At 44.4% G+C, this 14,512-nt stretch carries 12 protein-coding genes; 2 read left to right on the forward strand and 10 right to left on the reverse strand.

Going from position 1 to position 14,512, the window contains the following annotated elements:
- Positions 1-57: 57 nt before the first annotated feature.
- From B5G33_RS20320 to B5G33_RS20350, 7 genes are all read right to left on the reverse strand, one after another.
- A complete protein-coding gene (locus tag B5G33_RS20320) occupies positions 58-330 on the reverse strand; it encodes a hypothetical protein (RefSeq protein ID WP_087418928.1) in 273 nt (90 codons plus the stop codon).
- 354 nt (positions 331-684) lie between these two features.
- Complete coding sequence (tsf, locus tag B5G33_RS20325) at positions 685-1,617, reverse strand: translation elongation factor Ts (protein WP_087273074.1); 933 nt, start codon at positions 1,615-1,617, stop codon at positions 685-687.
- Positions 1,618-1,643: 26 nt separating this feature from the next.
- The gene (gene rpsB / locus B5G33_RS20330; protein ID WP_087273188.1) at positions 1,644-2,414 is read right to left on the reverse strand and encodes a 30S ribosomal protein S2; all 771 of its coding nucleotides are present in this window, start codon (positions 2,412-2,414) and stop codon (positions 1,644-1,646) included.
- Positions 2,415-2,560: 146 nt separating this feature from the next.
- A complete protein-coding gene (locus B5G33_RS20335) occupies positions 2,561-3,388 on the reverse strand; it encodes an alpha/beta hydrolase (RefSeq protein ID WP_087273077.1) in 828 nt (275 codons plus the stop codon).
- Entirely contained in the window at positions 3,385-5,337 is a 1,953-nt protein-coding gene (locus B5G33_RS20340; RefSeq protein ID WP_087273190.1) for a fructose-1,6-bisphosphatase, read from the reverse strand. Before B5G33_RS20340 ends, B5G33_RS20335 begins: the two co-directional genes overlap by 4 nt.
- 159 nt (positions 5,338-5,496) lie before the next feature.
- On the reverse strand, positions 5,497-7,263 hold the full coding sequence (argS, locus tag B5G33_RS20345) for an arginine--tRNA ligase (RefSeq protein ID WP_087273080.1): 1,767 nt from the start codon (positions 7,261-7,263) through the stop codon (positions 5,497-5,499).
- A gap of 4 nt (positions 7,264-7,267) precedes the next feature.
- Entirely contained in the window at positions 7,268-8,143 is an 876-nt protein-coding gene (locus B5G33_RS20350) for a DegV family protein (RefSeq protein ID WP_087273083.1), read from the reverse strand.
- A gap of 132 nt (positions 8,144-8,275) precedes the next feature.
- Between B5G33_RS20350 and B5G33_RS20355 the strand changes: the two genes are divergently transcribed.
- A complete protein-coding gene (locus B5G33_RS20355; RefSeq protein ID WP_087273085.1) occupies positions 8,276-8,911 on the forward strand; it encodes a lactate utilization protein in 636 nt (211 codons plus the stop codon).
- A 200-nt stretch (positions 8,912-9,111) separates the two neighbouring features.
- Here B5G33_RS20355 and B5G33_RS20360 read toward each other — a convergent pair whose 3' ends face one another.
- From B5G33_RS20360 to B5G33_RS20375, 3 genes are read right to left on the reverse strand one after another with little or no spacing between them, the layout of a single operon-like run.
- Complete coding sequence (locus tag B5G33_RS20360) at positions 9,112-10,368, reverse strand: ABC transporter permease (protein WP_087273088.1); 1,257 nt, start codon at positions 10,366-10,368, stop codon at positions 9,112-9,114.
- 11 nt (positions 10,369-10,379) lie between these two features.
- Positions 10,380-12,377: a biotin/lipoyl-binding protein gene (locus B5G33_RS22255; protein WP_275532372.1), complete on the reverse strand. Its 1,998-nt coding sequence runs from the start codon at positions 12,375-12,377 to the stop codon at positions 10,380-10,382.
- A 10-nt stretch (positions 12,378-12,387) separates the two neighbouring features.
- Positions 12,388-13,746, reverse strand: coding sequence for an efflux RND transporter periplasmic adaptor subunit (locus B5G33_RS20375; RefSeq protein ID WP_140403155.1), 1,359 nt, complete (start codon positions 13,744-13,746; stop codon positions 12,388-12,390).
- 308 nt (positions 13,747-14,054) lie between these two features.
- Here B5G33_RS20375 and B5G33_RS20380 point away from each other — a divergent pair, with 308 nt between their 5' ends.
- Entirely contained in the window at positions 14,055-14,381 is a 327-nt protein-coding gene (locus B5G33_RS20380; RefSeq protein WP_087273101.1) for a sporulation initiation factor Spo0A C-terminal domain-containing protein, read from the forward strand.
- Positions 14,382-14,512: the final 131 nt, after the last annotated feature.

A 14,512-nucleotide genomic window follows, 5' to 3' on the forward strand; every position in this document is an offset into this window, starting at 1 on the left:
AGATACCTCTTGTGTTTTTAGATTTTACCAACTCGCCAGGTCAGTAATAATCTAAATTTACTTGAGGTATTTTCTTTGGTCAACTCCTTGATTTAAAGTATACAGGAAGCTTTCTACTTCCTCCAATAACCATTCAAATAGCTCCGGAGCGCTTTCAAAATATTCCTGCAGATCAAACCCTTCCCCTGGTTTAAACCACCGGAGTACAACAAATCCATATGGATATGCGTCCACTCCGCACGTTTCTCCTTCTTCCTCAAAATACTCTCGAAAAATGTCCCAGACCTGCCTGCAATGCTCACATTCCATTTTTGATACATATTCTCTCATACTATTTTGCTCCTTTCACAAACCGGCTTTTGACGCAATTCACATCTGGACTGCGTAAAAACAGAATGTCTGATTTTGTCGAAAAAAAAGCGGGAACAGCCTCAATTTAGCTGCTCCCGCTTTACCTTCAGTTTATAAAATTTTCATAGAAATTGCGTACTTTTCGCCGAAGGGAATTTTTTTTAATCTGACGCAATTCGGTACGTAATTTTGACGCAAAACCCTGTGCAAAAATACACGATTTTCTGTAAGTCTGACGCAGTTACGCAACTTCGGATTTTTCTCGGAAATTTTTGAAAAACCCAGCAAAATCAAGGCTTTCGCGCCTTTCAAACCGGAACTTCGCCGATGTACTTACATTCCCATCTGCTTTGCTACTTCCTCAGCAAAGTTCTCTTCTTTCTTTTCGATACCTTCGCCTGTCTCAAAACGTACAAAAGATTTGATCGTGATCTTAGCGCCGTTTGCCTTAGCAACTTCTTCTACGTATTTTGCAACAGACTGTTTTCCGTCTTCTGCTTTTACGTATACCTGGTCTAAGAGGCAGATCTCTTTCAGCTCTTTGTTGATACGTCCCATAACCATACCGTTGATGATCTTGTCATTAGCGTCTGGCTTCTCGTTTTTAGCAGCTACTGTAAGGATTTCTTTCTCATGGTCAATGTACTCCTGAGAAACTTCATTTCTGTTGGTGTACAGAGGTTTCAGAGCAGCAGCCTGCATAGCTACGTTCTTAGCCATTTCTTTTACAGCATCGTTGATCACGTCTGTCTCAACGTCTACTAAAACGCCGATTTTACCGCCCATATGTGTGTAGGAAGCAATGAAACCGTTCTCTTCGGAAACCTTTGCAAATCTTCTGATCTGAAGGTTCTCACCGATAACAGCAACCTGTCCTGCCAGAGCTTCCTGTACAGTCTTGGTGGTATCGAATTTCCATGTTTCAGCCAGGAATTCTTCTGTTGTAGCAGCATTTGATTCCATAGCAGCCTCAGCAACCTGAGCTACATAGCCCTGGAATTTCTCGTTCTTTGCAACGAAGTCTGTCTCAGAGTTTACCTCTACTACAACTGCGTTCTTCTCATCAGCAGAAACTAAAGTCTTGCAAAGACCTTCTGCTGCAACACGGCTGGCTTTCTTCTGAGCTGTAGCCAGACCTTTTTCTCTTAAGAATTCAACAGCCTTGTCCATATCGCCTTCTGTAGCTGTAAGAGCTTTCTTACAGTCCATCATTCCAGCGCCTGTCATCTCTCTTAACTCTTTTACCATACCTGCTGTAATAGCCATCGTATATTCCTCCTGAAAGTTACTGATTATTCCTCTGTAGTTTCCTCTTCATCTGCAGTTTCAACAGCTTCCTCTGCTCCTTCTTCGGTGAAAAGATCTTCTGCATCTGCTGCTTCACCCTGATTAGCTTCAATTACTGCATCTGCCATCTTGGAAACAATTAATTTTACAGCTCTGATAGCATCATCATTTCCTGGGATAACGTAGTCTAATTCTTCTGGATCGCAGTTTGTATCAGCGATACCGATCAGTGTGATTCCCAGTGCATGAGCTTCCTGTACACAGATTCTTTCTTTTTTAGGATCCACTACAAAGATTGCGTCTGGAAGTTTCTTCATTTCTTTGATACCGCCCAGGTTCTTCTGCAGTTTATCCATTTCTTTTTTCAGTTTAATAACTTCTTTCTTTGGCAGAACATCAAAAGTTCCGTCAGCTTCCATAGCTTCAATTTCTTTTAATCTTGCGATTCTGCTCTGAATGGTCTTGAAGTTTGTCAGCATACCGCCTAACCATCTTTCGTTTACATAGAACATACCGCATCTTTCAGCTTCTGTCTGGATAGCATCCTGAGCCTGTTTCTTTGTACCTACGAACAGGATTGTACCGCCGTCAGCAGCGATGTCAGCTACAGCTTTGTAAGCATCGTCAACCATTCCTACAGATTTCTGCAGGTCGATGATATAAATACCGTTTCTCTCTGTGTAGATGTATGGAGCCATCTTAGGGTTCCATCTTCTTGTCTGGTGTCCGAAATGAACACCTGCTTCCAGTAACTGTTTCATTGAAATAACACTCATTTTTTTCTCTCCTTTTGGTTTTTCTTCCGCCGGCTTCATCTCCTCCGGGACTTTTTAAGCACCGTCCATTGGAATCTACAGGCGTGATATTTTCGCAACGCGGATATTATAGCATACATAATTTACCTATTGCAAGGCTTTTTTATTCAAAGACCGAAATTTCGCATCAGCCAGGATTGAAGAAGAGGCATCCAGCTCTGACATCCTTTCACCACTTTACTGCCATCCTCTTCATCGGAAACACTTTCTGTAGCAAGACTTAAGCCATGCTTTCCCTCTGGATACAAGTGATATTCCACAGGTATCCCTGCTTCTCCCAGAGCCCGGACAAACCGGAAGGAATTCCAGAAGGGTACAGTCTCGTCTGCAAAGGTATGCCAGAGAAAGGTCTTGGGCACCTGATCTGTTACCTGATTTTCCAGAGACATCTTTTCCTTTAAAATCTCATAAGAATCTCCCAGAAGATTTCGTATGCTCTCTGTATGAGCGATTTTTTCATCTGAGCTGATCACAGGATAGCAGAGGATCAGACCCTGGGGCCTTAAGTATTCCGAAGTGCATCCTGCTGCCTCTGCCATATGCTCTTCCTGCCAGAAAACCCCGTAGCTGGCAGCCAGATGGCCTCCGGCAGAAAATCCCATGATCAGGATTCTGTCCGAAGCGATATGCCACTCTTCTGCCCGGTCTCTCAGGTACTTTACTGACAGTGCAGTCTCATGAAGGGCTGCAGGATAAACTGCAGGGGCGCAGGAGTACCTGAGAATTGCTGCATGGTAGCCTAATGCATTAAGCTGCAGAGCCACAGGCTCTGCTTCTCTGTTGGAAGTTCTGGCATAGGCGCCTCCCGGACAGATCAGCACTAAAGGCCTTTTCCACTGAGGCCCTCCATCTAAAAAATCTTCCAGTATATAAGTGTCTAAATGGGTATTCTTCTCTGAATTTTCCGTTTGTATGGATATTCTCTCGCAAATCATAACTTTTCTATCAGCAGACCATCTCTGTAGGCTTTTAAAAGCTCCTGAAGCTCTGCTATCCTTTCTTTAATCTTTATTCCGTTGTCAGTCTCTTCCACAGTCTTTCTTTCTGTTGTTTTCTTAATGAGAATGCTGGCAGACAAAATATCGCTTTCTTTGGTAATGGCATCTCTGGCAGAAGTAAAAGGTTCATGAGCCGCCAGGATCATTCCCCAGGAATTGTAGATCAAGGTATAGCCTGCGATTCCTGTAACCTTTTGATATGCTTTTGAAAAACCACCGTCTATGATCAGCAGTTTGCCGCCGCACTTAATGGGGCTCTCTCCTTCTGTGTGATGTACAGGCACATGGCCGTTTACAATATGACGGCAGTCACCGGTAATGTCAAACTCTTTGAATATGTTTTCTACAACCTGATCGTTTTCCAGAAAACGATAATAGGGATTTTTCTTTTCTTCATGGGTCTCTTTTTCCGCCAGAAAGCATCTCTCAAAAGTAGCCATCTTATCTTTGCCGAAAAGGGGGGAAGAAGATCCGGCCCAGATAAACCAGAGAATGTCCCTGCCTTTTTCTTTTTCCTCTTTGTCAATGGCTACAAAGGCTTTCCGCACATAAGTTTCTAATATATCATAGAGAGCTTTGCCCTTATATACCTTTCCGTAAACCTCCACTTCTTTGAAACTGCCGTCTTCATTCAGCGGGATGCAGCCGTGGTAGAGAAGGTTCCGGTTATAAATTTTATAAAGACTTCCCTTTTTCAGCAGAAAACGCATATGTCGCTGAAGTTTTTCGCAGTTCTCAAAAACAAAAATCAGACGGTCCATCACCTCTTCTTCTTCCGGTGACAGCGCATACGGATTCTTTGGATCAATGGTTGGGAAATTCTTATCCAGAAGCTGATAGGTCTTCCCTTCCAGCTGGATCGTGCCTTCCTCATAATTGATATGTTCCAGAGGGGCCCTGTCTTCCATCTTAAATTCTTTCCGCTTTTTGACAAGCTGTCCTTCCAGCTTAAACTGGATAATAGAAATAGCTTTGTACATTTTCATATTCAGGGCCTGTTCCTCAGGGTTCAGATCACTGTGGCCTTTAATCTTAAAGCAGGTACAGGGATCATCTTTATAGCAAGCCAGGGCAAAAGTCGCCAGCGGAAGGAGGTTGATGCCATATCCATCCTCCAGAATATCCAGATTAGAGTATCTCACACAGTTTCGGATCACGGTGGCTATACAGCAGGTCTGTCCTGCCGCCGCTCCCATCCATACGATATCATGATTCCCCCATTGTATATCTACAGAATGGTAGTTTTCCAATACATCCATGATCTTATGGGGTCCCGGACCTCTGTCGTAAATGTCTCCCAGCACATGAAGATGGTCCACTACCAGACGCTGGATCAATTCTGAAAGATCTACAATAAATTTCTCCGCACAGCCAATCTCAATAATCGTATGCACAATCTGCTCATAGTAAGATTCTTTGTCAATAACCTCAGGCCTTTCCGTGATCAATTCCTCGATCACATAGGAAAAGTCCTTTGGCAGGGCTTTTCGTACCTTGGAGCGGGTATATTTGGAGGCAGTCTTTTTGCACACCTCTATCAACCGGTACAAAGTAATCTTATACCATTCCTCCATGTTGGATTCCTGTTTTCTTACCAGATCCATTTTTTCCTTTGGATAGTAGATCAGCGTTGCCAGGGCTCTCTGTTCCCGTTCACTTAAAGTATGGCCGAATACTTCTTTGATCTTTCTTCTTACAGAGCCTGACCCATTTTTTAATACGTGGGAAAAAGCCTCATACTCGCCGTGGATATCTGTCAGAAAATGTTCCGTTCCTTTTGGCAGATTCAAAATGGCTTGAAGATTAATGATTTCTGAGGAAGCCTTGGCAATGGTGGGATACAGTTCTGCCAGGGTTTCCAGGTACCTGATTTTCATATTTTCCATTTCGTTTCCCCCGATACTTTTTGATTTTACCATTCTATCATAAAATCAGGTGTAAAGATACATTTCTCCCCTTTTCACAAAAATATGGCCGAAAACATCTGTAAATAGTTCTGTTTTACTACTCCAGATATCTTCGGCCATCATGCTTATAATACTGTTTTACATTCTGTCAGGCGCCTCAAAGCCCAGGAGTCCGATGCAGGTTTCCAGAACTTTCTTCGTCAGAACAAGTACCTGTATCCAGGAAGTTTTCTGTTTTTCATTTTCCTCTCCCAGGATTTTTGTCTCATGATAAAAACTGTTAAAGGCATTTGCCAGTTCATAAATATAAGAACAGATCTTATGAGGCGCTTTTTCCTGAAATGCAGGCTGTATTACAGAATTCAGTCTGGACAGTACCATCATCAGAGCTTTTTCACTGTCATTGGCAGCGCCCAGGATTACTCCTTCTTCAGGATTTCCTCCCGCTTCTTTATATCTGTTCAGTATAGATTTGATACGGACAATAGTGTACAGAATATAAGGTCCCGTATTCCCTTCAAAGGAAGTAAATCTGTCCACATCAAAAACATAATCTTTGGAAGCCTGATTGGAAAGGTCTCCGTACTTAATAGCAGAAAGCCCTACCATCTCTGCAGTCTTATGGGCGTCATCTCCTTTTACGCTGCGGTTTTCCACAATCTTCTTATACATCTCTTCGTTAATCTCGCTGATGAGCCGCTCCAGACGCATAACGCCGCCTTCTCTTGTTTTAAAGGGTTTACCGTCCTTGCCGTTCATAGTTCCAAAGCCTACAAACGAAAGCTCTGTGCTATCCGGCACCAGCCCGGTCTTTTTTGCACACCGGAATACCTGAACAAAATGAAGCTCCTGACGTTTGTCCACCACATAGATAATTTCATCGGGATGATAGTCTTCCTCCCTCTGCACAATGGTAGCCAGGTCTGTTGTTGTGTAAAGAGAAGCCCCGTCGGATTTCAGGATCATGCAGGGTGGAATTTCCTTCGTATCTTTTTCCTCTTTTACATCTACCACAAGGGCTCCCTGATCCTGGTAAGCATAGCCTTTTCCTTTCAGATATTCCACCAGGCCCGGAATATAGGAATCTGCATCAGATTCTCCCTTCCACAAATCGAAATCCACACTGAGTTTTTCATAATTTCTCTTTAAATCCGCCACAGATACCTTCATGATCTGCTCCCAGAGAGCTCTGTAGCCTCTCCTTCCCTGCTGAAGTTCCAGGGTGGCCTCCAGGGCTTCGTTTTTATAGTCCTCATCTTCCTTGGATCTCTTGCTGGCTGTAGGATAAATCTCCTCCAGTTCGCTGACTGTAAAAGGCGCTTCCTGGGGGTATTCTCCCTGGTAATCCTTATCGAAATATACCAGATCCGGCTGTCTCTTGGAAAGTTCTGTGATGATCAGTCCCATTTGGAGACCCCAATCGCCCAGATGAACATCTCCTATTACCTTATGGCCCAGAAATCTTCCCATCCGTTTAATGCTCTCTCCAATAATGGCAGAGCGTAGATGGCCTACATGGAGAGGCTTGGCAACATTGGGGCCGCCGTAATCGATGACAATCGTTTTAGGAGACCCTGTCTTTTCCACAGACAAATTTTCATCCTCTGTCATCTGATTCAAATAAGACGCCAGAAAATCTCTGTCCAGCTTCAGATTAATAAATCCAGGGTTTACCGCCTGGGCAGATTCAAAAATGCTCTTGTCCTGAAGTTTTTCTACCACGTCATTGGCAATCATGATCGGCGCCTTCCGATAGGCCTTGGCCGCAGCCATAGCTCCGTTGCACTGATATTCACACAAATCTGGGCGGTTGGATACTGTCACCTTTCCAAACTTTTCTTCATACCCGGAAGCCTTAAAAGCCTCCATCATCACTTCTTCTATACATCCAATAAATGTTTTCATCTCTCTACTCCACTTCCACTTTTTTCGATGCAGTCACTGCCAGAGCTCCATGTCCGATATGACAGGCAACGCTTAAGGACAGAGGCGCCATAAATACTTCCACGCCGAAGTTCTTCTCCAGCTCCTTTTTCCATTCCTGGGCTTCCTCTTCATTTCCCGCATAGGCTGCATCCAGGCACATCAGCCTTTTGTCTGTATATTCTTTAAATCTGGTTTTCAGATCCTTTTCTATAGCCTTGATCATGATCTTTTTCGCCTGCTTTTTCCCTCTGGCTTTGGAAAAAGCATCCAGACGTTCTCCCTGGATCTGAAGCACCGGTTTCAGATTCAGCACTGTCCCCAGAGCTGCTGCCGCAGGTGTGATCCTGCCGCCCTTTTTCAGATATTTCAGAGTTTCCAGAGTAATATAAATGCTGGATTCATGACCCTCCCGCTCCAGGATTTCTTTGATCTGGGCTGCACTTTTCCCGGCTTCTGCCAAAGCCATGGCATCCAGTACAGATCGTCGCTGGGTTACAGAAATACGCTGGTTGTCTACTACCTGAACTTTTCCCTTAAACTCTCTGGACAAAACCATAGCCGTCTGGCAGGAGTTGCTCAGACCGCTGGACATAGGAATATGAACCACTTCTTCATATTCCTGGAGCAAAGATTCCCAAAGCTCCATCACTTCTGCCGGTGAAGGCTGAGAGGTGGAAATATCAGCTCCCTCTGTCAGCCTTTTATAAAACTCTTCCTGGGTAAGGGTGATATCCTCAAAAAATAACTGCTCATTGATATAGAAAGGCATGGCAACCACAGTAATTCCCATCTCCTTACCCTGTTTCTGAGTAATTCCGCTGTTGCTGTCCGTTACAATAGCGATTCTCTTTTTTCCCATGATTTTCGGCTCCTTTTCCTCTTTTAGGTCACTATTTTTAATAATAGCATAGTATTCCCCTGAATACAATTACTTTTCTTTTGTCGGAAATAGATTTATGATAGAAAAAACAAAAATAAAGGAGGGCTTTCAATGGGCTATAAATCTCAATCTTATGAAAATCAGGCAAAAACCATCATCAAGAATCTGGAAAAACGGAATATGAAAGGATATTACTGCGAAACCGGTGAAAAAGCTCTGGAGCTGGTAAAATCTATTCTTCCCAAAGGGGCTCTGGTAACTAACGGTGGTTCCGAGACTTTAGTGGAAACAGGCATTATGGACCTGATCCGCAGCGGTGACTACGAATACATAGACCGGAAATCAGCAAAGACCCCGGAAGAGTCCAGGGCCTTATACGGCAAAATCGTTACAGCCGACTATTTCCTTATGAGTACCAACGCAATCACCAAAGAGGGGGAGCTGGTCAATGTAGATGGTATCGGCAATCGGGTTGCCTGTCTCATAAACGGCCCGGCCCACGTACTGGTCATCGCCGGCATGAACAAAGTAGTCCCCAATCTGGAGGATGGCATCCGCCGGGTACGGAATATTGCAGCTCCGCCTAACAGCATCCGGGTAGGTTCCAAAACCCCCTGCTCTGTCACAGGTTTCTGTGCTGACTGCCAGAGTGATGACTGTATCTGCTGCCAGACCGTGATCACCCGCAGGTCTATGCAGGCCGGACGGATTACCGTGATACTGGTAGGAGAAGAGTATGGTTTCTGAGACCTTATCTTTCTTCTTTATAGCGTAAGGTAAAAAAAGGGGCTGGCGCATTAGTCATATGTCAGGAATATTTATACATTTTATGCGAATTTGTCGAGCATAGCTTTGAGACCATAGGCTCAAAGCGGCACAGACTGAGCAATAAAATGTATAAATATTCTCAATTTTGATTAATACGACAGCTCCTTCTTTTATATTTTTTACATCCTTCTAAGGGCTTCAATAGGACTTAAATTCGCTGCCTTTACTGAGGGCAGAAGGCCGAATACCAGACCTATCACTGTTGAAAATGCCACAGCGGCTGCAGCCGCAGGTATGCTGATGACCATAGGCATAGAGGACATCCTGGCAATCACTGCTGCAAGAAGAACTCCCGCAAATACACCCAGGACTCCCCCAATACTGGTAAGTACCGCTGCTTCAGTCAAAAACTGGCCCAGGATTCTTCTCTTATTGGCTCCAATGGCCTTTTTCAGTCCGATCTCCCCGGTACGTTCTGTCACAGATACCAGCATAATATTCATAACGCCAATTCCGCCTACAAGCAGAGAAATACTGGCAATCCAAAGGAGCTGGCGATTGGTGCTTTCGCTGATCTGCTGAAGTCCCTTAGCCTTCTCCATAAGGTCTTTTGCTTTGTATTCTGTGGTATCATTTGTGGAATTAATCCTGTTGTTCAGAATCTCCGCTGTCTTTTTTCCCGCTGAACTCATGGTCTCAGGGGAAACGGTTTTTACAGATACCTGCTGGGGTTCATCATACTGATAAACGATAGGCCATACGCTTCCTGGCATCAAAACCATTCCTCCGGTATTGGTATTGTAATAAGTATAGTATTCCTCTCTGTTATTGATTACAGGCTGATATTCTTCTGTCTTTTTTACGACTCCGGCCACATAGAAAGGTTCTCCTTTTATCTCAATAGTCTTCCCCACTTCCTGGCCTTTTGAAAAGAAATTAGCTGCCGCTGTTTCGTCAAGAAGCACCAGCTTTTTTGAGGTTTTATAATCTGTCTCAGAAAATCCCCGGCCCCGGATGACCTGATAACCACAGGTATCCAGATAATCTTCGTCAATCCCCAGAACCATTCCTCCATCCAGACTTTTGTCCTGATAGTAAATGCTGTCTGCATATTGGCGCATCTGATAGAGGGTCACTTTCTCTACTTCTTCCAATTCCAGGATAGATTCTTTCTGTTCCTGACTGATCACCGGCACGCCTTGAGGCAGCCCCTCATATTCCATCTGGTATTCTCCCCCATTGCCGTTCAGAGTGATTTCTATCACATTATCTCCCCCACCTATGAGATTTTTCTTGATTTGTTCATTGGTTCCCTCAATAGTGGAGACAATAGAAATCAGAGCGGCAATTCCGATAATGATTCCCAGCATGGTCAGAAAGGAACGCATTTTATGAGCCCATATTCCCTGAAATGATAATCTTATATTCTCAATCATATGCCTTCCTCCTAATACATGCTGTACAGTTCTTCAATGGAGGATTCTCTGATCTTTGCCCCTTCCCGCACATTTTTCCCATAGGGGAAGGCTAACCAGTCTTCCTGAGTTACACCGTCTTTTATCTCCACTGTGGAACCGTAAAAAGTTCTCCCCGTTGTTATTTTCTGCTTCTTTAAACGCTGATTCTCTCCCACTTTATAGACAAATTCTTCTCCATTTTGGCTCCGTATGTACTCCCGGCTGACAAAGATTCCTGTAATCTCTCCACCCTCTGCCGGAAGTTCTATGGAGACCATCTCATTTGCCTTAAACCCTTCTCCCTCCTGTATCACTGCTGTAAAAGGATAATAGGATTGTTCCTGCATACCGCTGCTGTATCCTTCCTGAGGATAAGGAGAAATCTCGGTCACTTCTGCTTGAAAAAACATCTGAGACTCATATCCCATTCCTGTAACAATCTGGCCGGGCTCCAGAATGGAGCGCTGATATTCACCTACCATTCCCTGGATATAAGCCCCCGCCGCACTCTCTACAATAATAAAGGCTTCTCCGTCTACTTCCCCTTTTGCCGGGTCTCCTACCTTCTTTACGGTACCGTCCAGGGTGCTTTTGACCACTTGTTCCTGAAGCTGCTGCTCCACCTTTTTGATCTTCAGATCTGCTTCTTTTATATTTAAAGCTGTTTCAGAAATTTCTTTTTCCTTTTCCTTTACAGCCTTGTCCAATTCTTCTTTCGAATAAGTCTGAACAATCTCTTCTTCTGGGATAAACTCTATAAAATCTTCTGGAATATCCACCCATTCTTCATCCTGGGGAATTTCTTCTTCAGGAGGCAAGACGGCTTCCCACTGATCATTTCCCAAATATGTACGATACCAGATTTCCGGCTGTACCGGTTCAGCTATCAGATTCCCATCTAAAAGCATAGCTGCCAGCAGCACACCATCTTCCTTGTCTTCTCCCCGAACTTCCAGAAGACAGTAATAGGGCGTCTGGTTTTTTTCTCCTGTGTCACTAAAACCGCCTGCCCAGTTCAGGAAAGCACCTTGTATCAACACATTTTTTGAACATAAAAATCGATACGGGTCCTCCTTGGTCCCGCTGCCTGCAAATGGCAAAGCATTTTCCAGAATGACACCTTCTTCTAATTCGCCGAAGTTAATTCCAATATCACCGTAAAGCCGCTTGTAAACTCCTGAAGGCCTTGGCTGCTCCGGCTCCTGGGGTTCTTCAGGTTCCTGAGGCGTTTCATTGTCTCCAGAAGGGTCTGTCTCCCCGGAAGGATCCTGGTCCTCTGGATTATCCGGAACCAGAGGTATGTCGGGTTCCTCCGGGGTCCCTGGTTCCACTGGAATTTCTGGCTCCAGGGGCATTTCTGGTTCTGTTGGAGACTCTGGTTCCAGGGGCGTTTCCGGTTCTGCCGGAGTCTCCGGCTCTGCAGGCACTTCCGGTTCTGCCGGGAGCTCCGGCTCTGCTGGTGCTTCCGGCTCTGCTGGTGTCTCCGGCTCCAAAGGAGCTCCCTCTTCTCCAGATATTTCCCGGACAAAGGGTGTTTCTGACTGAAGTCCGCCTAAGAATTCCACCTGGTACTCTTCCGTATGAGATACTGCCTCTGCTCTGTCTTTTTTTAATTTTTCCAGTTCCTGCTCCAGACCTTTCTTCTTAATCTCCAGCTGCTGACGGCTCAGCTTCTCTGTTTCCAGCTCAATGTCTACAAGGGTCATATCATAAGAAAGCAATGGGTCACCCTTCTTTACTTCCTGACCTTCCTGTACGTGAACTGCAGACACGATCTGTTTTTCCTGGAGATGTACTTCCTGGGCGACCTGGGAGGCAATGGTCCCTTCCAGGCTGGCGCCGTTCTGCCAAATACTCTGAGAAAGCTCGGATACCGGGTAGACATCTATCTGAGCGCCTCTGAGATTTTGTGTGAGAAACCAGGCTCCTGCACCCAAAACTGCCAGTCCCCCTGCAGTGATCACGATTATCTTTTTCTTTATTTTCATAACTTTCTCCCTATAATTCCGGGGAACTGTCTTCCCCTTCTATAATCTCTTCCGATGTTTCTTCCTGAGTGGTCTCTTCTCCAGTTATCTCTTCCGCCCCTTCCGGCAAAGCCTCTTCCTCAGATATTTCTCCGGTTTCCTCCTGGAGTATTTCCTCTCCACCTGACTCTTCCATACTGCCATCTGATGCCTGTGCAGGATCGTGGGTTGTCTTCATGCCTTCTTTTAAAAAGTCCTGGGGATAAGCTACATAGTCTCCGTTTTCCACCCCATCTTCAATCTTATACTGCATCATCTCCCCATCATAGGTGCCCAGAACCACCGTTCTTTTTTCCAGAGCCCCTTCTTCTTCCACCCAAACATAAGGCTTTTTATTCAAATCCCCAATAAAGGCCTCGTTCAGCCAGACCCCTGGTTCTCTCTGTGCCATTCCTGTATCATGTTCAATATAGACATGCTGTCCCAGAAGAAGTCCCTGGGAAGAGTCCAAATCCACGTAAAACGGATAAGAAGTGGATGTAGTCTGGGCGCTGTCTTCAGAGCTTCCTCCATAGTACATACTGCTGGAATTATTCTGGGGATTTTTTGTATCCACTGCAGAATAAGTCCCTGTCCAGACCTGGTCTTCATCCACTCTGGAACGCACCACAGCCTTTTGCCCTTCTACGATCTCGCCAATATTCTGTTCGTTGACTCTGCCTTTGACTCTATATTCTCCTGTTGCCAGAATGGTAATAAACGCCTGACTGGAAGAATCTCCGTACATATTCGTGCTTGTCTGCTCCTGATTCTGGACGGATTTCACCACACCTTTCATTTCACTGGTAACTGTAGAGTTATCAATCTGACTCTGGAGCCGATTAATCTCCACTTCCTTTGCCTTCTTGTCGTATTCGCTCTTTTTCAGATCCATCTGAGCGCTCTGGATCTGTGTAGTATAAGAAAACTGCTCTTCTTCCGGAGCATCCTTTTTTTCCTTTTCCAGCTGCTGAATCTGTGCCTGGAGATTGGCCATTTCGCTATCCGCCCGCTCCAGGTCCAGCCGTGCCTGCTGAATGTCCATTTCCAGAGAAGCTGTGTCATAAGTAAAAAGAGGAGTCCCTACCTCCACATCATCTCCAGCTTTCACCAGCACTTCTTTAACTTCTCTTTGAGAATCTTTCTGGATTTCCAGAGTCTTCTGGGACTCAACCACTCCTGCAAGACGCTGTGTTCCCGACATATCATTCATTGATGACACACTCATAACATAGGCCAGCTCCTCTGCCTCTTTTTCTCCGGTCCCCCTCACAAAGAAAATTCCGGCTGCAATTCCCCCTATGCAGACTGCACCACAGATTCCGCCGATAATCTTATATTTTTTGTCCATAAATACCTCTTTTCCTTTTTCCGGCATCTGATGGATACCCTTTCTTATGTTGCCAGACAGTATACACACATCTACGATGCTCCGTTTTTCCCCAGTATATCAGAAAATTCCAAAAGTGTCCTGAAGTATTTATTAAATTTTAAAGTAATTTTTTAACAATTTCTTTCGGATATATATAAATCATAAAATATGTCGAAAAAAGCAGAACTTTGTCTATAAAAGACGAAATAGCATTTTTTTCGTTTAAAATAAAGTTAATCTGTTGATTCTTTGGTATGCTACATGCAGCCTGAGAAAGGAGTGTTCCTATGAAAAAAATCGAATCCCTAGTTCGTCGTCTTGGCATCTGTTCTGTATATCGAGGATATTATTATCTGGTCTATGCTGTAGAGCTGGTTCTCCATGACGAAGAATATCTTCTTTTTATGACCAAACGTCTCTATCCTGATATCGGGAAACACTTCCATACATCTGCATCCAATGTAGAACGTTCTATCCGTACGATTGTCACTATCTGCTGGAATGAAGGCAACCGGAATCTTCTGGATCGTATTGCAGGTTACCAGCTCCTCCGAAAGCCTACCACTGGAGAATTTATTTCCATTCTGGCTTTTTATTTAAAAGTGCAGGGGTAATACCCCCGAAACAACAGTTCTGACAGGTAAAAATAATTCGCACTAAAACCTATTGAAAACACATGGATTCACTGCGAAAATAGAAATATGACAAAAAAACTTTTTCGCAGTGAGGTTGAAATGGGAAGAAA

The sequence above is a fragment of the Blautia sp. An81 genome (assembly GCF_002161285.1).
In the GTDB taxonomy this organism is placed as follows: domain Bacteria; phylum Bacillota; class Clostridia; order Lachnospirales; family Lachnospiraceae; genus Blautia; species Blautia ornithocaccae.